Annotated in this window: 19 protein-coding genes and 2 pseudogenes; 11 read left to right on the top strand and 10 right to left on the bottom strand. The window is 59.5% G+C overall.

Annotation, left to right across the window (positions count from 1 at the left end; genetic code table 11):
- Positions 1-8 precede the first annotated feature (8 nt).
- From AB4O40_RS03310 to AB4O40_RS03300, 3 genes are all read left to right on the top strand, one after another.
- Complete coding sequence (locus AB4O40_RS03310) at positions 9-671, top strand: response regulator (RefSeq protein WP_056724962.1); 663 nt, start codon at positions 9-11, stop codon at positions 669-671.
- A complete protein-coding gene (locus tag AB4O40_RS03305; protein WP_223541172.1) occupies positions 668-2,035 on the top strand; it encodes a sensor histidine kinase in 1,368 nt (455 codons plus the stop codon). The genes AB4O40_RS03310 and AB4O40_RS03305 overlap by 4 nt, the downstream gene beginning before the upstream one ends.
- A 145-nt stretch (positions 2,036-2,180) precedes the next feature.
- Positions 2,181-2,882: a response regulator gene (locus AB4O40_RS03300; protein ID WP_056724958.1), complete on the top strand. Its 702-nt coding sequence runs from the start codon at positions 2,181-2,183 to the stop codon at positions 2,880-2,882.
- Here the strand turns inward: AB4O40_RS03300 and AB4O40_RS03295 are convergent.
- From AB4O40_RS03295 to pdxR, 5 genes are all read right to left on the bottom strand, one after another.
- Positions 2,879-4,369, bottom strand: coding sequence for a sensor histidine kinase (locus AB4O40_RS03295; RefSeq protein WP_460056104.1), 1,491 nt, complete (start codon positions 4,367-4,369; stop codon positions 2,879-2,881). The genes AB4O40_RS03300 and AB4O40_RS03295 overlap by 4 nt on opposite strands.
- A gap of 201 nt (positions 4,370-4,570) precedes the next feature.
- A complete protein-coding gene (locus AB4O40_RS03290; protein WP_263291638.1) occupies positions 4,571-4,696 on the bottom strand; it encodes a hypothetical protein in 126 nt (41 codons plus the stop codon).
- Between the two features lie 92 nt (positions 4,697-4,788).
- Positions 4,789-6,054: an MFS transporter gene (locus tag AB4O40_RS03285; RefSeq protein WP_056724954.1), complete on the bottom strand. Its 1,266-nt coding sequence runs from the start codon at positions 6,052-6,054 to the stop codon at positions 4,789-4,791.
- Between the two features lie 51 nt (positions 6,055-6,105).
- Positions 6,106-7,176: a sugar phosphate isomerase/epimerase family protein gene (locus tag AB4O40_RS03280; RefSeq protein ID WP_460056109.1), complete on the bottom strand. Its 1,071-nt coding sequence runs from the start codon at positions 7,174-7,176 to the stop codon at positions 6,106-6,108.
- Between the two features lie 112 nt (positions 7,177-7,288).
- Positions 7,289-8,797, bottom strand: coding sequence for a MocR-like pyridoxine biosynthesis transcription factor PdxR (gene pdxR / locus AB4O40_RS03275; RefSeq protein WP_460056112.1), 1,509 nt, complete (start codon positions 8,795-8,797; stop codon positions 7,289-7,291).
- Between the two features lie 296 nt (positions 8,798-9,093).
- Here pdxR and AB4O40_RS03270 point away from each other — a divergent pair, with 296 nt between their 5' ends.
- From AB4O40_RS03270 to AB4O40_RS03255, 4 genes are all read left to right on the top strand, one after another.
- Positions 9,094-9,966: a DNA/RNA non-specific endonuclease gene (locus AB4O40_RS03270; RefSeq protein ID WP_056724948.1), complete on the top strand. Its 873-nt coding sequence runs from the start codon at positions 9,094-9,096 to the stop codon at positions 9,964-9,966.
- Between the two features lie 198 nt (positions 9,967-10,164).
- The gene (locus tag AB4O40_RS03265; RefSeq protein WP_460056116.1) at positions 10,165-10,533 is read left to right on the top strand and encodes an Orn/Lys/Arg decarboxylase N-terminal domain-containing protein; all 369 of its coding nucleotides are present in this window, start codon (positions 10,165-10,167) and stop codon (positions 10,531-10,533) included.
- A gap of 169 nt (positions 10,534-10,702) precedes the next feature.
- Entirely contained in the window at positions 10,703-12,043 is a 1,341-nt protein-coding gene (gene potE / locus AB4O40_RS03260; RefSeq protein ID WP_056724945.1) for a putrescine-ornithine antiporter, read from the top strand.
- A gap of 48 nt (positions 12,044-12,091) precedes the next feature.
- On the top strand, positions 12,092-12,997 hold the full coding sequence (locus AB4O40_RS03255) for an amino acid ABC transporter substrate-binding protein (RefSeq protein WP_056724943.1): 906 nt from the start codon (positions 12,092-12,094) through the stop codon (positions 12,995-12,997).
- Between the two features lie 197 nt (positions 12,998-13,194).
- Here the strand turns inward: AB4O40_RS03255 and AB4O40_RS03250 are convergent, their stop codons facing one another.
- The 4 genes and pseudogenes from AB4O40_RS03250 to AB4O40_RS03235 form a co-directional block, all read right to left on the bottom strand.
- Complete coding sequence (locus AB4O40_RS03250; protein WP_223541175.1) at positions 13,195-13,488, bottom strand: hypothetical protein; 294 nt, start codon at positions 13,486-13,488, stop codon at positions 13,195-13,197.
- 99 nt (positions 13,489-13,587) lie between these two features.
- Positions 13,588-14,562, bottom strand: a pseudogene (locus AB4O40_RS03245) (methyl-accepting chemotaxis protein); the annotation flags it as partial.
- 282 nt (positions 14,563-14,844) lie between these two features.
- Positions 14,845-15,153: pseudogene (locus AB4O40_RS03240) on the bottom strand (PAS domain-containing protein); the annotation flags it as partial.
- A 314-nt stretch (positions 15,154-15,467) separates the two neighbouring features.
- A complete protein-coding gene (locus tag AB4O40_RS03235; RefSeq protein ID WP_056724938.1) occupies positions 15,468-16,805 on the bottom strand; it encodes an MFS transporter in 1,338 nt (445 codons plus the stop codon).
- Between the two features lie 228 nt (positions 16,806-17,033).
- Between AB4O40_RS03235 and AB4O40_RS03230 the strand changes: the two genes are divergently transcribed.
- Positions 17,034-17,600 (top strand): nucleotidyltransferase family protein, encoded by a 567-nt coding sequence (locus AB4O40_RS03230; protein ID WP_223541177.1) that lies wholly within the window; start codon positions 17,034-17,036, stop codon positions 17,598-17,600.
- A gap of 69 nt (positions 17,601-17,669) precedes the next feature.
- Here the strand turns inward: AB4O40_RS03230 and AB4O40_RS03225 are convergent, their stop codons facing one another.
- Positions 17,670-18,695: an AraC family transcriptional regulator gene (locus tag AB4O40_RS03225; RefSeq protein ID WP_056725112.1), complete on the bottom strand. Its 1,026-nt coding sequence runs from the start codon at positions 18,693-18,695 to the stop codon at positions 17,670-17,672.
- Between the two features lie 223 nt (positions 18,696-18,918).
- On the opposite strand from AB4O40_RS03225, the gene AB4O40_RS03220 reads away from it, so the two are divergent.
- The 3 genes from AB4O40_RS03220 (at position 18,919) to AB4O40_RS03210 (ending at position 23,323) form a co-directional block, all read left to right on the top strand.
- A complete protein-coding gene (locus AB4O40_RS03220) occupies positions 18,919-20,589 on the top strand; it encodes a GMC family oxidoreductase (RefSeq protein WP_460056123.1) in 1,671 nt (556 codons plus the stop codon).
- A complete protein-coding gene (locus AB4O40_RS03215; RefSeq protein ID WP_460160130.1) occupies positions 20,576-23,014 on the top strand; it encodes a flavin-containing monooxygenase in 2,439 nt (812 codons plus the stop codon). Before AB4O40_RS03220 ends, AB4O40_RS03215 begins: the two co-directional genes overlap by 14 nt.
- Before the next feature lie 150 nt (positions 23,015-23,164).
- Positions 23,165-23,323 (top strand): DUF2986 domain-containing protein, encoded by a 159-nt coding sequence (locus AB4O40_RS03210; protein ID WP_082562965.1) that lies wholly within the window; start codon positions 23,165-23,167, stop codon positions 23,321-23,323.
- The last annotated feature ends 139 nt before the right edge of the window (positions 23,324-23,462 follow it).

Here is a 23,462-nt window from a genome sequence, read left to right as displayed (position 1 = left end):
GAGACCCTGTGCGTTTATTACTCATAGAGGATGACGTGGCACTCGGCGAGGGCATTCATCAGGCCCTCGGCCGTGAAGGTTATACCGTCGACTGGTTGCAAGACGGCAACAGCGCCTTGCACTCGTTGCTCAGTGAAATCTTCGATCTGGCGGTGCTCGACCTTGGCCTGCCTCGCATGGACGGTCTCGAAGTGCTCAGGCGCTTGCGCGACAGCGGTTCCAACCTGCCGGTGTTGATCCTGACCGCGCGCGATGCCACCGAAGACCGCATCGCCGGCCTGGATGCCGGCGCCGATGACTACCTGATCAAGCCTTTCGACCTGGCAGAACTGAAGGCGCGCATACGTGCGTTGCTTCGGCGCAGCGCCGGGCGTGGACAATCGCTGATCGAGCACGCCGGTATCAGCCTGAACCCCGGCACCCAGCAAGTGAGCTACAAAGGCGAGCCGGTGGCCCTGACACCCAAGGAGTACCAGTTGCTCCACGAGTTGCTCTCGCCACCGGGCCGGGTAATGACTCGCGACCATCTGATGCAGTTGTTGTACGGTTGGAACGAAGAGGCCGAAAGCAACACCCTGGAAGTGCACATCCATCACCTGCGCAAGAAGTTCTCCACCGATCTGATCCGCACCGTCCGTGGTATCGGGTACCTGGTGGAGGAGCGTCGATGAGTTCGATCCGGCGTCGCACCCTGGTCCTGATCATCGGCCTGATGCTCGCCGGCCTGGGCGTGATCAGCGTGTTCAATCTGCACGACAGCAATCACGAAATCGCCGAAGTCTATGATGCCCATCTGGCCCAGAACGCTCGCCTGCTGCAAGGGGTCATGCGCATGCCCATGGTGAGCAAGGACCATGCGGACCTGTACAAGGCTTTCAACCAGGCCCTGAACGAGGCGACGCCCAGGGCCGAAGGGCATCCGTATGAAACGAAGATTGCGTTTCAGGTATGGAACGCCAGGAACGAAGTGCTGGTACATACGGCCAGCTCTCCGTCCTTCAGCACACCGCCGGTCACACCAGGCTTCAGCGATGTAGTCGATCTGAACAATCGGCTTTGGCGCGCCTTCCTGCTTGAAGACAAGCAGAACAACCTGCGCATCTGGGTGGGTGAACGGGACGACGTGCGAATGGACCTGGTGGACCGGATCGTACGCCACACGCTGTGGCCCAATATCCTGGGGAGTCTGTTGCTGGCCGCCATGATCTGGCTGGCCATCGGCTGGGGATTGAAGCCGCTGGTCAACATGGCTGCAACGCTGCGGGCCCGCAAGCCCGGCTCGCTCGAACCCCTGCAATTGACGCCGCTACCCACTGAGCTTGAGCCCATGCAGGCGGCCCTCAATCGCATGCTCGCGCAAATTCAGGAAGTCATGGGGCGCGAGCGACGCTTTATCGCCGATGCCGCCCACGAAATGCGTACACCCCTGGCCGTGCTCAGGATCCACGCGCAAAACCTGATGGAAGCGGGGAGTGAAGAGGATCGTCGCGCATCGCTGGAATTCCTGATTGCCGGTGTGGACCGTACCAGTCGACTGGTCAATCAATTGCTGACGATGGCTCGTATTGAGCCTGGAGCAGGGACTGAACCGCCTGCATCTATTGATCTGGCCAGCACCGTTCGCGACAGCCTGGTCCAGTTGACGCCCTGGTTGCTGAGCAAGGGGCTGGAACTGGTTTTTGAAGTCAGCGACGACATCATCCTTGCCAGAGTCGACCCGGCCGCGATCGATATTGCCTTGAACAACCTGGTGACCAATGCGGCGAATTTCTCCCCTCGGCATGGCGTGATCACTGTAAGGCTGGTCGAGAAGGAAACCCGCTACGAACTGTCTGTCGAGGATGAGGGCCCGGGCATCAACGAGCAGGATCGCGATCGGCTTTTCGAGCGTTTCTACAGCCGCGGAAATGATCAGGGTGCAGGGTTGGGGCTGACCATCGTCAAGGCCATTGCCGATCGCTTTGGTGGGCAGGTCAAACTGGAGAACCGCACCCCTGGAGGGTTACGCGCGACGTTGGAAATCCGTCGCTTTTGACGTTGTTCCTGGTTTTGCCTGGTGCAACGTCCAGGGGAGCGATTGTTGGTCGGATGAAAACATACGACTGGTGACCGGCGTGCCCCCGGGTTCCCTGCTATTAATCAATGAATGTTCGAATGCTTATCCGTTCGGGAGCCGCGTCATGAGTCCATCCATTCGCATCGGCATAGTCGACGATCATCCGATGTTACGTGAGGGCGTTGCCAATACGTTGAGAAAACGGGCGGATCTTCAGGTCGTGGAGCAGGGCGCCAATGCGCAGGATGCCAGGGATATCGCCCAGAGGGTGTACCCGGACGTGATGCTGATGGACGTCAATATGCCGGGGGATGTGTTCGCCGCGGTGCGCTTCATTTCCACTGAACTGCCGGATGTGAAGGTGCTGATGCTGACGGTTTCGGAGTCTGAAGATGACGCCTTTCTGGCACTGGATGCTGGCGCGCGCGGGTATGTGTTGAAGGGTGTCAGCGGACCGGACCTGATCCTGGCGATCAGGTCGGTTGCCAAGGGTGAGACCTATATCACCCCCGAGTTTGCCAACAAACTGCTGAGTAACAGCAAGAAGCACGAGGCGCAAACGCCCAACTTTGATTTGACCCACCGCGAGGAGGAGGTCATTCGAGAAGTTTCAAAGGGTCTGACCAACAGGGAAGTCGCGACAAGGCTGTCGATCAGCGAAAAAACCGTCAAGCACCACATGGGCTGCGTGATGCACAAGCTGCACGCCCGAAATCGTGTCGAAGCGGTCACGGCTCTACGGCGTTATTGGGAGCGTGAAGCTGTCGGGCGCCTTCACAACGGTGAGGGGAAAACCCCAGTGGATGCCCACAGCAGCTCTGACTAAAGCTTGAACTGTGCATTGACCGACGTACCCGAGGCGCTGGAGTCGATGCTGAACAACCCGCCCAGGGATTCAACGCGATAACGCAAACCGGCGAGCCCCAATCGGGTTCTGCCGGATGTCTCGAGCAGCATGGCGTCCTGCGCCATGCCCGGACCACCGTCCCTCACGCTGATGTTCAATACCTCATCAACGTATTGCGCACGGATGACCTGGCCTTCGCCGTTGGCATGACGGAAAGCGTTGTTGAGGGTTTCTTGCACAAAACGGTACAAGCAGAGTTTGAGCGGCAGTGGCGCGGCCTCCGGTAGCCGCCCCATGGTTAATGTGACCCGGGTGCCAGTGCGTTGCTCGTGCCGTTGCGCCACCAGTTGCAACTCTTCCTCCAGGCTCAGGTCGTTGATTTCCGGAAGCGCCAGGCCTCGTGATAAATCGCGGACCTCGCTCAATGCGTCGGTGGCGGCGCCACGAATGGTTTCCAGCGACTCCTGATCGACAGCGGAGCAGTTTTCGGCCAGGTCGTCGAGACGGATCAGAATCAAGGTCAACAGCTGCGCCGGCCCATCGTGCAGGTCTGCACCAATGCGCCGCAAGGTGAGTTCGTTGATCCGGGAAAACTCCTGGGTAGCCGTCGCCATCTTGTGCTGGAGTTCGGCATTGCTGAGATGCAGGCGGGTTTGCTCCTGCAACCGCATGCGCAGTGCCACTTGCTGTCGCAGGATAATCTTGTCACTGCGTCGCACGATGAAGAAGAGCAGCGTCAGCATCGCCAGTGTCGCGGTGCCTACGTCCACCCACACCTGCTGCCGGACGCGATTGATCTCGCGCTTGAGGCTATCGGCCTTTTCATAAAACTCGCCCACCGCAATGATATCTCCGGTGCGTGAGTCGCGAAGGGGCGCGTAGATCTCATAGAGCGGCATGTTGAGTTTGCGCTCGAACTCGTTCTCATCCTCCTCCTTCAGGTCTTTGAGGTCGGTAACCACATTGCCCTTGAGTGCCTCGGTGATTTCATCGAGTGGGAATTTGCGGTCAGTGATGGCTTTGTTCGTGCCGTAGATCACCGTGCCATCTGCTCGCCAGATCTTGATCGAAACAATGTGCTGTTTGAGCGAACGACTTTCCGCGAGGCGATCGAGGGACTGGACGCTGGCAGCCGAGAGGGCGTTGTCCCGGCTCATTTCCTGCACATAGGGCTCCAGAAACGTATCCATGTACTGAGCGGCAGCTTCTGCTGCGCTGTGCACGGCGGCGTTTTCTATCCGTTCACTCACCAGATTACCGACGAAGAACATGGTCAGCCCCAGGATCACTGCAGCGACAATGACAAACTGGGTCGAGCGACTGAGTTCGCGCGCCTGGCCCCCGATGCGAGTGCGCCTGATGCCATTGCCAGCCACTTCGCAAACAGGGGCTGGTTCGCCCGGGGACTCAGTCTCCTGCGCGGTAAACGTCTGGTTTTTTGATTCGGCTCTTGCATCTTTTTCCATCGGCCTGATTCCGTGATCATCGTGATATGTCGGTTGGAAACCCTGCAATTCGATGGATATCTGGAGATTGGCTGTGGGCGCCATGCCCATGACTGACAGTAGTTCACTGTATAGCGATCCGACGCCCGCCTTGTGCAATTTCAGGCAAGGCGTTATGCCGTGCGTCAGTTCAAGCTGGCCGCACCGCCAGGATTTGTTCGATCAGCCACGCCAGCACCGGCTCATGTTGGCGTTGCGCCAGATGCACTCATCGGGGTGGAACGAGCCGACGTCGAGCGGCAATTCGAACACCTGCAGCGGCAACAGCTGCGCGAACCGAATGGCCAACCGGGGAAGCCGTTTTCGCATTTTGATGGCTACGCCGTGCGGCGGTAACCGAGAGACTCCGGTTACCGCCGCGCTGCATTCACTGTCTATGTTCAGGCTTGCGCGGCGCTGACCTTGCCAGTGATCGTGGCATTCTTGCGGACCGCTTGATACAGCAGGCTGGACACCATGAACCCGACAATGGCCAATACGCTCATCAACGAGAACACGTAGTTGTAGCCTTGTTGACCCGGGAAGTGGTCAAGGATGGCGCCATAGATGACGTAGGCAAACATGCCGGGTGCATAGCCGATCAGGCAACCGATCCCGAAGGCTGAACCGGTGATGTGCTGGGGAATGCCGACTTCACCCATGGGGGCCCAGAACACGCCGCGCATGGAAAACACAATCAGCGCGAAGGAGAGGGTGGCCGCCATGCCTGCGTAGATGTAATCCGGGCTTTTCGGGATGAGCATGATGACGCCCATCAGCGGCAACAACGCCAGGAACGCCCACTTCAGATAGCGGCTGGAACTCTTGAACTGTTTGTCGGCGATGAAGCCACCGGCGGGGCCGCCCAGGATCTTGAGGAAGTACTGGTTGATGATGCCGTAGGCGCCCACCAGGGCCACGGGCAGTTCGTACATTTCCTTGAGGTAGGGAATGAAATAAGTCAGGCCGCAGTACACGATGTAGACCATGAACACATTGAGGCTGACCAGCCAGATGCCCGGCACCTTGATGGCCTCGAGCAGGTTCGACAACCCGTTCTTCGGCTTGACGGTCGACTGGGTTTTGCCGCTCTTGAGCAGCAGCCAGGTCAGGGTGCCGGCAAGAATGTCGATGACCGAGTAGAAGAGGATCGCCGACTTCAGACCGTTTTCACCGGAGCCCATGGCGACGAAGACGCCCAGCGCAGAGAAGGCGACCAGGGTATCGATGACGCCACGCCCGCCTTCGAGCAGGCCGAACAGGCGCCCCTGTTCCTTATCGTCGCCCAGGTTGCGGATGGCTTTGAGCAGCGAAGGCCAAAAGAGGCAGTCGGCACACACGGCCAGCAGGCAGAACACCACCAGCAGATTGCTGAAGGGCGGAAAGGTCGCCAGGTAGAGCCCGAGGCCGCCGGTACCGATCAGGCCCAGGGGGATCAGCTTGCGCGTGTCGTAGCGGTCGGCGAGCATGCCGCCCACCACGAACAGCGCCGTGGCGATGATGGCGTTGGCACTCAGCAGCACGCCGATTTCAGTGTGGGACAGCCCCATGAATTCTTGCATGGGGATGTAGAAGGCGTCTTTGAGATTCGCCAGCTTGTAGATGGTGCCACCACCGAGGATGAGAATCAGGAATCTGAGCCATTTGGCCTTGTCTTGGGATGTCATTATTGTTCTCCAGGCTTGATTGGGTAGGCAGTGCCGATGGGCACGTCAGGTTCAGGCGTCAGGGCATTGGGCCAGGGTCAACTCGGCCAGGGTGCGGAACTCGGCCAGCAGGCCTCGTACGTAGGCCACCTGGTTGTTTGCCCAACGATGCTCATCGGCCAGCATTCGCTCCAGCGAGAAGCCTTCCGGCAGCGCTGTTTCACTCATTTCCCGGTATGCAATGAACGGGTCGGCGGCTTCGTCGAGCTGGCGGAACGCCGGGGCGACGTAGTGGTTTTCCTGCTCGAGAATGAAGGCGATCACCTGTGGGGTTGATTCGCCGAGCATCAGCAATTCGAACAGCATGCGTGCGCTGGGCAGGTCGTCTTCGTCACTGCCTTGCAGCACACCGTAATGCCCGAAGCCGTTTTGCTCAGGCACGATGCGCACACCCTTGAGGTGGGTCTGGCGTATGTGCGGGGCCAGGGCGCGCAGTGCCGCCAGGGGCTGTTCGCAGGCATTGATCATGTTGCCGAAGTCGAACAGGGCGTGCAGCCGAGGGTGGTTCAAGCGGCTAAGCAGTTGCGCGATCTCGCCGCTCTTGAGTTCTTCATGTTGCTCGAAGTCGAAGAACAGATCGTGCTCGTCTGCCTGTTGCGCGAGGTAGTGCAGGTCTGACTCGATCACGTCCATCACCCGGGACAGCGCCCCTTCGTAGCGTGAGTAGACACGGATATTGCGGGTGCCCAGCGCCCCGGCTATGGCGATCACTTGATCGACATCCTTTTTCAGGGTGCTGCTGATTTCCAGATGCACATCGAGCCCCAAGGCATTGGCCTTGGCAGCGAACGCCTGAAGCTGCGCGGCTGTCATTTGGCTCAGGCTGTTTTCCTCACCGTCGAGCAAGTGCAGGCTCAGGCCCTGCAGTTCGTGGCGATAGGCGAAGTCCAGCAGGTCGCCGGGGGTGACACGGCCGTGGGTCAGGTTGGTCAGCAAGGGGTAGGCATGGGCAAACAGGCGCAGTTGCGCCAGTCGGTCGAGCAACTGGCGGGCCAGTGCCTCGGTCAGTAGGGGCGGAGCCTCGGCCTCGACAGCCTTATGGCTGAGCAAGGCGTTGAATCGTTCCTGGATCTTATTGTTCATTCGAGTCGTTCCTGGTTCAGACACCGGGTCTACCGGCGCAGCCTTTATCGCGCCAGTCAGGAACTCTCGATAGATCCATTATCAGTTAATTCATAAGGCCACTTGCCTTGGGTCAAGTGGCCGGTTGCAGGTAGCCCATTTTGTCCAGGGCCTGGGCCAGCGCTTCGACGCGCGCTTGAGCCTGGTCCTCGGGGGTGCTGGCAAAGCCGATCAGCAGCGCCGGCGGCAAGACGTGTTCGACCCAGTAGTCGCTCAGGGGATAGGTATGAATGCCATGCTCGCCAAGTTCCCTGGCCAGGGCATCGTCATCGAGATGCGCGGGTAACCAGGCGATCAGGTGCATACCGGCTTCCACTGGCGTGATCCTGAAGAAAGTCCCCAGGCGTTTGTGCAGGTGTTCCACCAGTGCCTGCTGGCGAGCCTGGTACAGGGCGCGCATTCGACGAATATGGCCGAGAAAGTGGCCTTCGCGCATGAAGTCCGCGGTGACGGCCTGGAGCAGGGTGGGCGGGCTGCGATCCATGACCGCCCGCAGGGTGCAGAAGGGTTCGATCAAGGCGTTCGGCAGTATCACGTAACCCAGTCGTAGCGAGGGGAAGAGCACTTTGCTGAAGGTCCCGGCGTAGATGACCCGGGCCCATTGGTCCATGGCATAGAGTGCCGGCAGGGGGCGGCCGTTGTAGCGAAACTCGCTGTCGCAGTCGTCCTCGATGATCCAGCTTTGATTCTGGGCGGCCCAGTCGATGAGTTCCTGGCGCCGCCCATAACTCATGGTGATGCCCAAGGGATGCTGGCGAGAAGGTGTGGTAAACACCAGGCGAGCGTCAGGACACACAGCCAGGCCTTGCCGGACATCGATCCCCTGTTCGTCGATACGCAACGGCACGACCCGGCCACCCTGGGCCTGGAGCGCAATGCGCGCCGCGATATGCCCCGGATCCTCCATCCAGAAGCTGTCCTGCGGGTTGAGCAACAGCATGCCCAGCAGGTTGAAAGCTTGCTGGGCGCCGGACACGATGACTACTTGATCGGCAGTGCAATCAATGCCACGGGCATCGAAGACGTACTCGGCAATCGCCTCGCGCAGGGCCAGCAATCCCTGCAATTCGCCATAGCCGAGCATGGCCTTGGTCGGCTTGTGCAGGTGGCGGTTCAACAGGCGCTTCCAGACCGATTGCGGGAACGCATCGTAGGCGCTGTGACTGGGCAGGAACGAGGTCGGGCTGCCGGTCGCCCAGCCGGCATAGGAAACACCGCGGAAATGATCGCTGCGCAACGACAGCATGGACTGGCTCAGGTCGGACAGGCGAGGGGGCTGGCGCTTGTGCTCATCGTCGTCGATACCGCGGCTCTCCCATTCATGCCCCACATAGGTCCCGGCCCCGGTCCGCGACGTCAGGAAACCTTCGGCAATCAGCTGATCGAACGCATTGAGAATGCTGATTCGCGACAGCTGCAGTTCCTTGCTCAGGGTCCGGGTGGAGGGCAGGCGCACGCCGCCCTGAATCCTGCCGCTGAGAATCTGTTTGCGAATCTGCAAGTAGAGTTGGCGGTACAAGGGGATGGAACTGGCACGGTCCAGTTCGATACCTGACAACAGCAAACCTGCGGAGGATTTCATTTTTGGTTCGTCTGGATGAGTGTGGTTTGGCCTGAACTGCCGTCAGGTTCCCGGGTGCGAAAGGGTATCGAGGGGGGCTGGATAAGTCATCCACCACCACGTCACAATAATATGGCTGCCGAGTACGGCATTGCACTAACCGATCTTGTCATGGTCCATACACCCCGCATCGATAACTTGATCAAGGACCGCGAAAGCATGATCGCCGCCACATAATCAGAAGCACCCTCCACCTGGTTCCATGAATCGGGCCTCGCCGCACGTTTATCCCTCAATTCCTTTCGAAGATTTAACCCATGTACCTACGCAAAATTGCAGTTGGGCTGTCGGCCCTTGTTTTGCTCTCGACCGGGGCGCAAGCCCGCAGTCTGCTGGATCTCCTCAAACCGCCCACCGCGCAACATGAACACACGTCCCGCTCCGGTTCGATCAGCCAGAACGCGGCCCTGGACCTCTATTCAAGCAAACAGAAACAGGCATCGTTTGACGGCTGCGCCGACCTGTTCCCGGCAGCGAAACCGATCAACACGGCGACAGTGCCATCCTCCATGAAACCCCTGGCGCTGTGTTCCGACAACTTCGCGGTGCTGTACTCGCAAACCAGCAAGACCCCGCTGGTGGTGGTCGAGCGTCTGAATGCGGCCCAGTTGCAGGATGCCAAAGGGGAGGAGCGTACCAATCAGTTCTACCCGGACCCACGCATTCCCAAGAGTGGGCGCGCCGAGTTGAGCGACTACCGCAGCCAGAAGCCGGCCGTGGACCGAGGCCATCAATCCCCGGCAGCCGATGCCCCGAGCCCCAAGGCAATGGCCCAATCCTTTGCGCTGTCGAACATGGTGCCGCAAGACCCGACCAACAACCGCAAGATCTGGAGCAAGGTCGAGTCTGACGTCCGCAAGTTTGCCAAGCGCGCCGATGGCAACGTGTTTGTCTTTACCGGCCCGCTCTTTGACCCGGGCCACTCGACCATCGGCGACAACCAGGTCTGGGTGCCGACCCGTCTGTTCAAGCTGGTGTACGACGCATCGTCCAAACGTGCCTGGGCCTACGTGCTGCCTAACGCAGAAACCCGAATCGAGAAGCCGATGGACTATGAGACGTTCGTGAAGAGTACCGGGCTCAAGCTGCTCGGGAACCTGCCCGTGACAGGTTCCGCCGGGCGCACCTGATGGCTGGATGAGCAGCACCCCAAAGGTTGGAGGCAACCGATGGGGTGTTGCATTGACCGATAAAATTTCGGCAAGGGGTAACAAATTGTAAAAATGGACTATACCCAATAGGGCAATCGCTCCGGACCCGGGACATGATGCCCCTGAAGGTACTCGTCCCAGGAACTTCAACGTCAAGTAGACCGAGAGATTCTGGATATGAACGCATTGAAAATCGCTGCCAGCGATGCGGTCCGGGATTGTTTTCGTAATACCCGTGAAGTCGTCCGGTTCGACCAGACAGACTTTACCGATGTCGCCGTCGCCTTACTCTGCATTGATGACCTGGCCGCCGGAGTGCTGGATGCCATCAAGCGCACCGGCTTCGATATCCCGATCTTCCTGGTGGCCTCTCAGGGCCGCAGCATTCGCTCCCTGGCGATCTACAAGCAACTGCGGGATGTCATCTTGCAGGTCAATGGCGTCTTCGACAGTTGCAGAAGTACATGTTCCGCAAGGAACACTTCCCGAAAAAGGGCATCAACCGCTTGCCCGGTTTTACGCCGGAGTTGCAGGGGGTGTACCTGAAGCAGGAAGGCGGTCGTACCCGGGCGTATGGGTATGTGATCAAGGCCTGATGCTCCACGGGTAAGAGGCGTTCATCTGGTCAAGCAGTAAGCATTAGCCCCTGTCCGGCCGCGTGTTGCACGTCGCCAGCCCCAGGTTCAAAACCCTGCAAAAAGGCAAGGAGTTTGCGATGGCTGATTCAAGCAAGAAAATGGGCCTGATGGGGCTCACGACGCTGGTAACGGTCAACATGATGGGCTCGGGCATCATCATGTTGCCCACCAACATGGCTCAACTGGGTGCCGTCTCGCTGCTGTCATGGATCTTCACGGCAATCGGTTCGATGGCCATCGCCTACTGCTTTGCCCAGTGCGGAGTCTTCTGTCCGCGCTCCGGCGGTTTGTCCGCGTACACCGAAGAAGCCCACTCAAAGTCGGGTTTTTTCCTCTGCTCTTACCTGTACTTCCTGTCACTGGCCATCGCCAACGTGGCCGTGGCCATTTCGGCGGTGGGCTACATGACCGCCTTCGTTCCCTGGCTGGGCACGGGTGCCATTCCATTGTGCGTCGGCACGATCTCGCTGATCTGGCTGACCACCTTCGCCAACTTCGGTGGCCCGGGCATCACCGGCAAGATCGGCGCGTTCACGGTGTGGGGGGTGATCATTCCGGTCGCGGGCCTGAGCATCATCGGCTGGTTCTGGTTCAAGTCCGATGTGTTGGCCGCTGCCTGGAACCCCAACAGCCTGCCGATTTCCGAAGCCATCGGCAAAGCCATCCCCCTGACCCTGTGGGCCTTCCTGGGCATGGAGTCGGCGGCCCAGGCCACCGATGCCGTGGAAAACCCCAAGCGCAATGTGCCGCTGGCCTGCCTGTTCGGCACCCTCGGTGCCGCCGTGGTCTATGTGCTGTCGACCACTGTCATCCAGGGCATCATTCCCAATGACGAACTGGCCAAATCCTCGGCGCCTTTCGCGTTGGTCTACGCCACGATGTTCAGCCCGATGGTGGGCAATATCGTCATGGCGCTGGCGGTCATGGCCTGTGTCGGCTCGCTGCTGGGCTGGCAATTCACCCTGGCGCAAACGGCCAAGATGACGGCTGACCAGAACCTGTTCCTCAAGCTGTTCAGCAAGGTCAACTCGATGAATGCGCCCGTCGTCGGCATGATTGTCTGCGGTGTGCTGCAGACCCTCATGGCCCTGTCGACCATCTCGCCCGATGCCGCCGCCCAGTTCAGCAAACTGGTCAGCCTGGCGGCGGTTACCAACCTGATCCCTTACATAACGGCGATGACCGGCCTGCTGGTGATCATGCACAAGGCCGGGGTCTCGTCGGGCATTTACTCGCGCAACCTGGTGGTCTTGCTGATTGCCATAACGTACTCCTTGTACGCCCTGTATGCCTGCGGCAAGGATGCAGTGATGGGCGGCACCCTGGTGCTCGCTGTCGGCTACCTGCTCTATGGATTCCTCGCCAAGCGCTTCACCGAAGCGCCAGCGGCCAACCAGGCCAGGGTCGCAAACCCTTAGGCGTGGCCAACAGGACTGCACAGACATCTGCATACGGGGAAACCGGACATGAACGTACCATTTGCCACAACCACCAGACTGCTGCTCGCCTTCGCACTCTCGACGCTGCCGCTAGTGGCTGGCGCCAATACCCTCGAACGTGTGCGCAGCAGCCACACCTTTACCCTGGGCTACCTGCCAGACCTGGCCCCTTTCAGCAAGCAGGAGGGCGACAAGGCCAGCGGCTATGCCATCGACCTGTGCCTGAAAATCGCCGACAAGCTCAAGAGCGAACTGGGCCTGCCCGACCTGCAAGTGCACTATCAGCCGGTAACGGTTTCGGACCAGGTCAGTGCCGTGAGCCAGGGCAAGGTCGATATCCTCTGCACGCCGACAGCGCCTACCCTGGAACGGCGCAAGATGATCAGCTACTCCATACCGGTCTACACCGCCGGCCTCTCGGTGGTGGTGCGCAACGATGCCGGCGAGCCGTTGCTCAACGTGCTCAACGGCAAGGTCGCCAATGCCGGCCCGACCTGGCGCGCCAGCATCAACAACGGCCTGGCCAACCAAACCTACGCGACCCTGGAAGGGGGCGTGACCGAAGACTGGATTCGCGAACAGATGCGCCTGCTCAACGTGATTGCCTCGCTGGTGACCGTGGCCAACAACGACGAAGGCGTCAAACTGGTCTCCGAGGGCAAGGCCGATGCGTTCTTCTCCGAACGCATGCTGCTGCGCAACGAAATCGCCAAGGAAGGCGCCGACAAGAACCTGATGATCCTGGACCGGATCTTCGAGTACTCGCCGGTGGCGATGATCGTGGATCGCAATGACGAAGACTTCCGTTTGCTGGTCGATACGGCCCTGAGTGAAGCCTACTACTCGGGCTACATAGAAAAGGCCTACGACCAGTATCTGGGCGGGAGCAACCTTACCGTGAAGAGATTGTTCAGGGTCTATGCATTGCCCTGATGCCGTCGAGAATCAAAGGCCGCTTGCGGGCGGCCTTTATCGAGCAGGTTGGCGAGCCGCCTCAAACTGACCTGTTACAGTTACCCAGTGCCTGTCCAAGGCACTGCTTGCAGGCAAGTAGCAGACTACTCAGGAGCTTTATCATGCGAATCGTCGCAGCGACTGTGTGCACACTCCTATTCTCCCTGGCTTTGCCATCAATCTCCTTTGCCGGTTCCAATTGCGATGATGCGGGCAGTGCAAGTGATGTCAGAAACTGCTTGAAAAACAGCAATGATCAAAAGGGGAAGGGCAATTGCAATGACAATGGCAATTGCGGCAAGTCCAAGGACAAGGCCAAAAATAATAATGATGACGATTACTCGGTCAGTTGCATGGAGATCAATAACCTTACCCTGCGACGTCAGTGCCTTGATAAACGCAGAGATTGAATGACGGGATTGCACCAGCGGATCCAGCAATTGTTGAGCGCCAATCAACTGCGAAATCATGCAGCGACCTGAGCGTCGCCGACGACCCCCTGCATATGTCGGGTATCGGCCGATGCCTGCCTGTTGCCCGGATGCCAGACGGTCAACAGGCGCCAATGGCTATCGGCTGAAACGTTCGGCCAGGCTGTGCAGGTAATCGGCCATGACTTCCAGGTCCTGGCTGATGGCGGCGCCTTGCTTGGCCTGCCCGGCGCTGTGATCACACAGTTGGGCAATTCGGGTGATCTGTTGATTGATATCTTCAGCCACGTGACTTTGCTCTTCAGATGCCGAGGCCATCTGCTGGCTCATGCCGGTTATCCGGGTGACGGCCTGGCTGATGCCGACCAACGCCGACTGCACCGCCTCGACACTTTGCATGCTTTCGCGGGAAATCTGCTCGCCACGATTGGCCGTTGAAACGGCGCGATCGGCACCGTCATACAGTGAAGCGATGATGCCGTGGATCTGTTCGGTGGAGGTGCGGGTGCGTTGGGCCAGGGAGCGCACCTCGTCGGCAACCACGGCAAAACCGCGTCCTTGCTCACCGGCCCGCGCCGCCTCGATGGCCGCATTGAGCGCCAGCAGATTGGTCTGCTCGGCAATGGAGGTGATGACATCCACGACACTGCCGATCGATTGCGTTTCGCTCGCCAATGCATTGACCGCCTGGCCAATCTCGTTGACCGCCTCGTGCATGGTTTTCATGGCACTCAGGCTTTGCCGGGCCAACTCGCTGCCGTCACGGGTCAACTGGTCAGCCTCCGAGGCGGCATGTGCGGTGCTGATGACGTTCTGCGTGACTTCCTGAATGGTGGCGGCCATCTGTGAAATGGCGGCGGCAGACTGATCGGTTTCACTGCGCTGGCGATCCAGCGACTGCGCCTGGGAACCTGAAAGCTCCGATGACTGCGCCGCCTTGGCCTTGACATTGACCCCGGCGTCGACCAACCGGCTCAGGGCTGTCTGCAGGCGCGCTTCCTCACTAAGCATGGCCATGTCCAATTGCCCCTGGGGGCCGTGGTTATCGCTGTAGGTGAGCGCGACCAGCGGATCGGAAAAGGCTTTCGGATGCTCGGCCAGGGTGCGCTCGATGGCCCTGCGATTTCGGGACTCGATCAGGTACCAGGCAATACCAAGGCTTGCGATCAGGACCCCTTGTGCCGCCGTTTGAGGTAGCCACTGACTACCCACCAGTGAAACTCCGCCAGCCATCAATAATGGCCATCCCTGTCGGAGTGGCCGGAATATCCGCGCGCTGCGCGCAACGATCGGCTTGCCGGCCCGCATCCTGGAATAGAGCGCTGATGCCCGCCGGACCTGGTCGCGGCTGGGCACCGAGCGGACCGATTCGTAACCACTCATGCGTCCGTTTTCATAGATGGGCGTGACGTAGGCACTGACCCAGTAGAAATCACCATTTTTCGCGCGGTTTTTCACAATACCCATCCAGGGTTTGCCTTGCTTGATGGTATGCCACATATGCACGAATACCCCGGGTGGCATATCGGGGTGTCGAACCAGGTTATGGGTCTGCCCGACCAGTTCGTCGTAGGTGAATCCGCTGATGGCAACGAAGGCGTCATTGCAGTAGGTGATTCGGCTGTCCAGATCGGTCGTGGAGATCAATCGCTGTTCGGTGGGGAAAACTCTTTCATGCTCGGTTACGGGTAAATTCACACGCATACAATGCGACCCCTCGGATTATTATTATGTTGAGCATATAAATCAGGAATGCGCCCAGGCATTGCGCCGGCCGGGCCTGGCGTCAGATCGGGGGATTCAACGCGCGGGCCTGAAGAGGAATTTATGGACGGGGGAGGCTATCGACCCTTCATTCGACGACAATTTCTTTTCATTTCATGACAAATCGGCGATATCAATGTGAAATCACTCGTGACGTCGACTTGAGTGGCCCCTGAGCCGCGAATGAGCATCGCAGTCAGAGGCCGCTGATGGAAACCCTGCTTACATGACGCCTGCCGGCTCGTTTCGTGTTTTCAGGCCGATGCGCCCACGCCCTCGGCTTTCTCCTGCGCCGCAACGTCATGCAGGGAAATCCTTGAAGTCTCCGGTAATGCCAGCCCACCCGCCAATGCGAGCAAGGCAATCGCGATCAGGTAGAACGCCGGCGACAGGTTGCTGCCGGTGGTGCTGATCAGCCACGTTGCCACCAGCGGCGCGGTGCCGCCGAACAGGGTGTACGCCATGTTGTAGGTGATAGCCGAGGCGGTGTATCGAGTACGGGTAGGGAAGGTTTCCGAGAGCAAGGCCGCGGTGACCACGCCACACAACACCGCGCCAATCGCCAGGAGCATGACGCCGACGATGGACGCGGCGAACGAACCGGAACTGGCCATCAGGAACGATGGATACACGACCACGATCAACAGCGCGCAAGCCGTCATCACCGTGATTCGACGCCCGACCCGGTCCGAATACAGCCCGGCCAGCGGGCAGATCGCCGCAGCGAACAACAATGCAATCAGGGACACCAGCAAGGCTGTTGCGCGACTCAGGCCTCCGGCGACTTGCAGGTAGGTCGCGAAGTAGGTGGTAAACATGTAAAACGAAAGCGCCGTGAGTGACACAAAGGCGCCCAGGCAACAGATCGCCGCACCATGGTTGCGCAAGGTTTCCTTGAGTGGGGAGTGGGCAACAGCATGTTCCTGAGTCACTGCCTGGAATGCCGGTGTCTCATCGAGCTTCCAGCGCAGGTAAAGCCCCACCAGGCCCAGAGGCGCGGCAATCAGGAACGGCAAGCGCCAGCCCCAGCTCCCCATCGCTTCGGCGGACAATGACGCCTCGAGTGCGTACGCCACCACGGCGGCCGCGGCGAAGGCGGAAAATGTCGAGACCGGAATGAAGCTGCCGTACCAGGCGCGTTTATCACTCGGTGCATGCTCCATCAGGTAGGCACAGGCGCCTGCGTATTCTCCCCCGGCGGAAAAACCCTGGGCGCAACGGATCAGGGACAGAAGAATCGGCGCCATGACCCCGATCGCCGCATAAGTGGGCAACAGTCCGATCAAGGTCGTGGCGCCGGCCATCAGCAGGATGGTCATCGCGAGGGTGCGCTTGCGGCCGATCCTGTCGCCCAGCATGCCGAAGAAAATCCCGCCAAGGGGCCGAAACGCAAAGGCCACGGCGAATACCGCAAAGGTCTTGAGCAGCGCGGCACTGGCATCGCCGCTGGGGAAGAATTGCTGGGCGATGGTCGTGGCCAGAAAGCCGTAGACGGCAAAGTCGAACCATTCGACGAAATTGCCGATGCCGGCGGCCACAATCACTCTTCTCAGCGTTTGCGGGCTGACTTGTTCCATAGTTGCGCTCGTCATGCTTGACCTCGACTGTTCGTCAGTAAGCTATCGATTATCGGGGCAGGCCCTGAGGTGGCTCACTTCAAAAGTGTCACCCACATAGTCAGTACCGACTTCATGCCGTTGAATGAGGCAGGATTCGCGCCAGATTGGCCCAAGGAGGGAAAAGGCCGACTTTTTCGCAAATTTGAAAAGCGTTGGGGGTATTGTCGGTCGCAGGGATCAGATCAATCAGAAGGGATGAAGATGACATTGACTGCCGAAAGCCTGCTCAGGATCGCAATGGCCAACCCGGTAAACGCAGAAATTTCCGCTCGCTTGCCTGAGCTCGGTATGAACCAATGCCTGCTCACGGCCGGTTGCCTGTTCCAGGCCGTCTGGAATCATCAGGCACAGCGACCGCCGGCGTGGGGTGTGAAGGATTACGACGTCTTTTACTTCGATGATGACCTGTCGTGGGAAGCTGAGAATGAGGTTATCCAGTCAGGTCAGCGTCTGTTCCAGGACCTCGACGTGAACATTGAGATCAAGAATCAGGCTCGCGTCCACCTGTGGTACGGCCAGCGCTTTGGCGGGGATTATCCAAGGCTTCAGTCAGCCAAAGACGGGATTGACCGCTACCTGGTTGCCGGCACCTGCATTGGCCTGGATATTGAAACTGGCGAGGTCTATGCGCCCAACGGCCTGGCCGACACAGAGCACGGACTACTTCGAATCAATCCAAAGAATCCCAAGCCAGAGCTGTTCGATCAGAAGGCGAGAAGTTATCAGGCTCGCTGGCCGTGGCTCAGGATCGTGGAACAGCAACGTTGAATGGGGGGAGCCGATTGCTGCCGGTCGCGTCGGGCTTCAAACGCCCCCCTTAACGACCGGGTGCCTCATTTAGCACACGCCGCTGCTACTTTTTCGCAGCGAGAAATGACTCGGTGCTACCCCATACCAGCGCTTGAATGCCTGGGAAAAGCTCGACAGGTCGCTGAAACCCAGTCGCTCGGCAATCTCGGTGAGGCTCAGGCGTTCGTCGTTGAGCATTTCGATGGCACTGTGGCTGCGGGCTTCGGCCAGCAAGGCACGGAAAGTGGTGCCTTCATCGTGCAGGCGGCGCTTGAGGGTGCGTGTGCTGACGTGGATCAGGCGGGCCATGGCGCACAGGTCCGGTGGCGTGTTGTCGGTACTGGTCAGGTAGTGCTGGACCAGCGCCGTCATGCCGGAACGGGCGATCCGCCGCTGCATCAACTGTGTGCACATCTGCTCGCACATGCCCACTGTGACGGCGTTGGCTTGTGGCAAGGGGCGCGCAAGGAATGAGCGATCAAAGGCCAGGCTGTTGCTGCTGGCTGCGTAGGCAGGCGCCAGCCCCAACAAACGGTCGTTATCGCACTCGTGAGCGGGACCTGCGCGCAGCGTGAAACGCGAGAGCGAAAAGTCATCGCCCCCCAGTTCCTTGAGCAACAGCGCCCCCGCAGCCATGTCCCGGGCCAACAGAAAATCCCGCAGGTCGGGTGCCAGCCCGGGCGTGGCGAAAGTCAGCACACCTTCACTGCCTTGCTCTTCATAGGTCACCACGGTGAATGCGTAGGTCAGTGGCAAAAAGCTCAGTGCCAGGGCTAGTGCATCCCCGGTGGTCGCGCTGCTGATCAGGCCGTAACCGAACAGGCCGTAGGTCGAGAAGTGGTAGCGTGCACCGACTTCGAAACCAAGACCCGGAGGATGACCGAGCAACTGCAACAGATTGCCGGTCACCCGCAGTTCCTGATCGGCAGTCAGCTCCAGATTCGGGTCGGCCAGTTGCGCTGCCGTCAGCCCCGAACCGGCCAATATCGCGCTGGCCTCCAAGCCTTTTTCGACACCGAACTCCACCAGCAGCAAGGCGCTGGCCGGGCCACGCAGAAAATCCCGAAAGCTCATGCCGATGTGCCTGTGGCGAAAAGGTTGGCCCGAATAATAAAACAATTGTCCCATTCCAGCATTCGGTTCTTTATCAATGGCCGTCACCATCCTTTGCGCACGGTTCGTCGTTTAACCATCAATAAAAGGCCGTTGCGGCACCTGGCGAAAACCTGGAGGCGCAATTGTGTGTTGTCGGGTAACCCCGCAAATCTCGCACTGCCTTGCACAAGGGAGAACAACAATGAAAAAGACCTTCGATTACATCGTAGTGGGCGGCGGTTCCGGTGGTTGCGTGGTTGCCGGTCGGCTAAGCGAAGATCCGGACGTCAGTGTCTGTTTGCTCGAGGCCGGTGGTGGCGGGCAGTCCAGCCTGGTCAATATCCCGGCGGCGATGGTGGCAATGGTGCCGACGTCGGTGAATAACTGGGCCTTCGACACCGTCCCGCAAATGGGGCTGGAAGGGCGCAAGGGCTACCAGCCAAGGGGTAAGGCACTGGGAGGTTCCTCTGCGATCAACGCCATGATCTACGTGCGGGGTCATCAATGGGACTACGACCATTGGGCCGCCCTGGGCAATACCGGTTGGGGGTTCAAGGATGTCTTGCCGTACTTCCGTCGCAGCGAACACAACGAGCGCATCGGCAACCACTTGCATGGGCGGGGCGGGCCGTTGTGGGTCAGCGATTTGCGTTCGGACAATCCATTCCAGCAACGTTTTCTGGAGGCGGCCCGCGAGTCCGGTTTGCCGCTGAACGACGACTTCAACGGTGAGGAACAGGAAGGCGTTGGCATCTATCAAGTCACGCAAAAGCACGGTGAGCGCTGCAGCGCGGCGCGGGCGTATCTGTTGCCGTATGTGGGCGTGCGCAACAACCTGACCGTCGAAATCCGGGCCCAGGTGCAACGCATCTTATTTGAAGGCACTCGCGCCGTGGCTGTCGAGGTGCTGCAAAACGGCCTGGTTCGCACCCTGCGCGCCAGGCGGGAAGTCATTCTCGCCGCCGGGGCTTTCCAGACCCCGCAACTGTTGATGTTGTCGGGCGTGGGGCCGAAAGAGGAACTGCAACGCCACGGCATCCCGCTCTTGCAGGACTTGCCTGGTGTCGGGCAGAACCTGCAAGACCACCCGGACTTCGTTTTCGTCTACAAGACCTCAAGCCTGGATGCCATGGGTGTTTCACTTGCAGGCAGTACCAGAATGCTCAAGGAAGCCGGCCGTTTTCGCCGGGAACGTCGAGGCATGCTGACCTCGAATTTTGCCGAGGGCGGAGCGTTTCTCAAGACGCGCGAAGGGCTGGATAAACCGGATATTCAATTGCATTTTGTCGTGGCTCCGGTGGAGGACCATGCGCGCAAGTTGCGCCTGGGCCATGGGTTGTCGTGCCACGTTTGCCTGTTGCGTCCGCGCAGTCGCGGAACCGTATCTCTGGCCAGCAAAGACCCGCAAGCGGCCCCGCTGATTGATCCGGCGTTTCTTCAGGACCCGCAGGACCTGGAAGACATGGTCGCGGCATTCAGACTGACACGCCGTTTGATGCAGGCACCGGCCCTGGCCAACTGGATCACCCGCGACCTGTACACCGACGGGGTCGACACCGACGAGCAGATCCGCACCGTACTGCGTCGTCGTACCGACAGTGTCTATCACCCGGTGGGCACTTGCCGCATGGGCGATGACCCACTGGCCGTGGTCGACGCACAGCTTCGTGTACACGGTCTGCAAGGGCTGCGAATCGTCGACGCATCGGTGATGCCTACCCTGGTCGGCGGCAACACCAACGCACCGACCATCATGATCGCCGAGAAAGCCGTTGATCTTATTCGCGGTATTGGGCGGGTGTGTTCCTCCGCCCGGACTGAAACGACAGCCACCACTGAAAACAACAATGAGGCATCTTATGTCGTTGCATGAAGTTGGAACCGGCAGTCAGTCGGCAACAGCCTTGAGCGCCATCATCATCGGCAGCGGTTTTGCCGGTATCGGCATGGCCGTTGCCTTGCAAAAGGCCGGTGTGAAGGACTTTGTGATCCTGGAGAAGAAACAGGACGTCGGCGGTGTCTGGCGGGACAACAGTTACCCCGGTGCCGCGTGCGACGTACCTTCGCACTTGTATTCGTTTTCGTTTGAGCCGAACCCGGACTGGAGCAGGGTGTTCGCGCCCCAGGCCGAGATTCATGCCTATCTGCGGCATTGCGCTGACAAGTACGGGCTGGACAAGCACATTCGTTTCGGCGCCGAAGTGGTGTCCGCCGAGTTTGATGAACGCACCTCGCTGTGGCACGTGACTCAGCAGGATGGCAGCGTCCTGAGTGCATCGCTGTTGATCAGTGGCACCGGTCAGTTGAGTCGCCCGGCGTTCCCGAAGCTGGCGGGTATGGAAACCTTCAAGGGACACGTATTCCACTCGGCGACCTGGGACCACGGCTATTCGCTGGCTGGCAAACGCGTGGCGGTGGTCGGCACCGGTGCATCGGCCATTCAGTTCGTGCCGGCGATTGCCGGGACTGTCGGGCACATGAAAGTGTTCCAGCGCTCGCCGGCGTACCTGATGCCTCGACCGGATCGGGCTTACTCCGAGCGGGCCAAATCATTGCTGCGCAACGTGCCTTGGATGATGACCGCGTACCGTGCCTCGATATACATGCGCTACGAGTCCCGGGCGCTGGCGTTCACCCGATTCAAGGGCTTGATGAAGTGGGCAGTGGGAATTCCGTTCCGTCGACTGTTGTCCGGGCAAGTGCCGGACCCGGTACTGCGCAATAAACTGACCCCGGATTATCCATACGGCTGCAAGCGTATCCTGCTGTCGAGCGATTACCTCAAGGCCATGAGCCGGTCCAACGTGGAGTTGGTGACCGACGGCATTGCGCGAGTCACTGAAAGCGGCATTGAAACCGTTGACGGCCAGCGGCATGAAGTCGATGCGATCATCTACGGCACGGGGTTCGCGGCCACCGAGTTTCTGTCGCCAATGCGTATCGTCGGGCGCAATGGCGTGGACCTTAACCATGCCTGGCGCGATGGCACCCGCGCGTATCTGGGGCTGACGGTTGCGCAATTCCCCAATTTCTTCATGTTGTATGGGCCCAACACCAACCTGGGCCACAACTCGATTGTCTACATGCTGGAAAGCCAGATCGCCCACGTCATGCGCTGTTGGCGCGCGATGAAGGGCAACGGCGCCAACACCGTGGAAGTCGACTCCAGCGTGTATGAGCGCTTTCATGGGCAGGTCCGGCAGCGCCTGGTCAACACGGTGTGGAACGGCTGCAAGAGCTGGTATGTGGATGACGCTGGCAACAACAGCACCAACTGGCCTGGGTTCACCTTGAGCTATCGCTGGCTGACGCGGTTTTCCGGGTTGCATGCATACCGCTTCACACGCGAGTTTAAAGGCGGCGCGACCGTTGGCGAATCCCGCGACTGGGCGGAAACGTTGAGCGCCGGATTCCTGAGGTTTTTTTTGCGCACCACGTTTCGCTCTCTGATCGGGCCTGGGTTGGCTGCGCCAGCACAGAGAAAGGTCGTGAGCCTATTGTCCAGGTTGATGCCTGGCACTGGCGGCGTGATTCGTTATCGTCAGCAGGCAAACGGCGTTCCCGTGCAAGTGGTCGCACCGAAGCAGGGTGAAAACGGCGGGGTCATTCTGTACCTGCATGGCGGGGCGTTCTGCCTTGGCTCGCCGGATACACATTGGAGCATCACCAGCCGCTTGGCCAAGACCTCGGGGATGTCGGTGTGGGTAGCTGATTATCGCCTGGCGCCAGAACATCCTTGCCCGGCAGCATTGGACGATGCGCTGGCTTGCTACCAGGCACTACGGGCTCAGGGGTATGCCGCTGACCGAATCTTCCTGGCCGGTGATTCGGCGGGCGCCTCGCTGGTGTTGGCTCTGGCGCTCAAGCTGCGTGATCTGCATCCGCATTTTGCCGCCGGCATGCTTCTGTTGTCGCCAGTGGCTGACGAAAGCCTGAGCGGTGCTTCCATGGCCTCGCGGGTCGAACAGGATCCGATGATCCGTCGCGGCTGGCTGGAGCAGGGGCTGGGCTGGTATGCCGGTACGCAGGTGATGGACTGTCCGCTTGAGGTGGACCTGCAAGGGCTGCCGCCGATGTTGATCCAGGTCGGTGACCATGAGCTGTTGTTGTCTGACGCCACCCGGTTGGCCGAGCATGCGCTTGACTGCGGGGTGAATTGCCGCCTGGAGGTGTATGCCGCACGCTGGCACGTGTTCCAGTTGCAAGCCTTCTACCTGCGTTCGGCGGCCAAGGCGTTGAAGACCCTCGGCACATTTGCCCGGGAGCAACTGGCACGCACGAAGCCTGGAATGACGTAAAACCAAAAACACAAAAGCCCGCCATTCTCTTTAGGGTGGCGGGCTTTTCGGCGTTTTATCGGGCGTTCTTGCTCGCTGGTCGGTAACGGCACAATGGGGCCAATATCTTAAGCTGGTATCATTCAAGGCCTGACATACCGAGTAGAAAAAATGAATCGTCAAAAGAAATTAAAGCAGCTGTTCAAGGCTAAGGCCAAAAAGGCCAGTGCCAAACTGGCACCGAAGAGCAAGGATAAATACATTTGCAAAGCGGACCGATTGAAGCTGGCAGAAACCAGTGTCGAGTCAACCATCGCCTCTGAGAGCTGATTCAGGTCGGACCGCGTAGACGTGGTCGAACCCTTCCTCCAGGTCGAAGACGCTTCGCGGCTTTGAATGACCAGACTGCCTTGCTACATTTGACCGATCACTTCGGGACAATTTCTGCCGTCTCGAAAGGTGTCAGGCA

The sequence above is a fragment of the Pseudomonas sp. S2_F07 genome (assembly GCF_054668325.1).
This window is presented reverse-complemented; position numbering and strand designations above follow the sequence as displayed.

Excerpts from the sequence above, each read along its gene's own strand:
- AB4O40_RS03305 (WP_223541172.1), top strand. The coding sequence starts at position 668 with ATGAGTTCGATCCGGCGTCGCACCCTGGTCCTGATCATCGGCCTGATG.
- AB4O40_RS03300 (WP_056724958.1), top strand. The coding sequence starts at position 2,181 with ATGAGTCCATCCATTCGCATCGGCATAGTCGACGATCATCCGATGTTA.
- AB4O40_RS03295 (WP_460056104.1), bottom strand. The coding sequence starts at position 4,369 with ATGGAAAAAGATGCAAGAGCCGAATCAAAAAACCAGACGTTTACCGCG.
- AB4O40_RS03285 (WP_056724954.1), bottom strand. The coding sequence starts at position 6,054 with ATGACATCCCAAGACAAGGCCAAATGGCTCAGATTCCTGATTCTCATC.
- AB4O40_RS03280 (WP_460056109.1), bottom strand. The coding sequence starts at position 7,176 with ATGAACAATAAGATCCAGGAACGATTCAACGCCTTGCTCAGCCATAAG.
- pdxR (WP_460056112.1), bottom strand. The coding sequence starts at position 8,797 with ATGAAATCCTCCGCAGGTTTGCTGTTGTCAGGTATCGAACTGGACCGT.
- AB4O40_RS03270 (WP_056724948.1), top strand. The coding sequence starts at position 9,094 with ATGTACCTACGCAAAATTGCAGTTGGGCTGTCGGCCCTTGTTTTGCTC.
- AB4O40_RS03265 (WP_460056116.1), top strand. The coding sequence starts at position 10,165 with ATGAACGCATTGAAAATCGCTGCCAGCGATGCGGTCCGGGATTGTTTT.
- potE (WP_056724945.1), top strand. The coding sequence starts at position 10,703 with ATGGCTGATTCAAGCAAGAAAATGGGCCTGATGGGGCTCACGACGCTG.
- AB4O40_RS03255 (WP_056724943.1), top strand. The coding sequence starts at position 12,092 with ATGAACGTACCATTTGCCACAACCACCAGACTGCTGCTCGCCTTCGCA.
- AB4O40_RS03250 (WP_223541175.1), bottom strand. The coding sequence starts at position 13,488 with ATGATTTCGCAGTTGATTGGCGCTCAACAATTGCTGGATCCGCTGGTG.
- AB4O40_RS03235 (WP_056724938.1), bottom strand. The coding sequence starts at position 16,805 with ATGACGAGCGCAACTATGGAACAAGTCAGCCCGCAAACGCTGAGAAGA.
- AB4O40_RS03230 (WP_223541177.1), top strand. The coding sequence starts at position 17,034 with ATGACATTGACTGCCGAAAGCCTGCTCAGGATCGCAATGGCCAACCCG.
- AB4O40_RS03225 (WP_056725112.1), bottom strand. The coding sequence starts at position 18,695 with ATGAGCTTTCGGGATTTTCTGCGTGGCCCGGCCAGCGCCTTGCTGCTG.
- AB4O40_RS03220 (WP_460056123.1), top strand. The coding sequence starts at position 18,919 with ATGAAAAAGACCTTCGATTACATCGTAGTGGGCGGCGGTTCCGGTGGT.
- AB4O40_RS03215 (WP_460160130.1), top strand. The coding sequence starts at position 20,576 with ATGTCGTTGCATGAAGTTGGAACCGGCAGTCAGTCGGCAACAGCCTTG.
- AB4O40_RS03210 (WP_082562965.1), top strand. The coding sequence starts at position 23,165 with ATGAATCGTCAAAAGAAATTAAAGCAGCTGTTCAAGGCTAAGGCCAAA.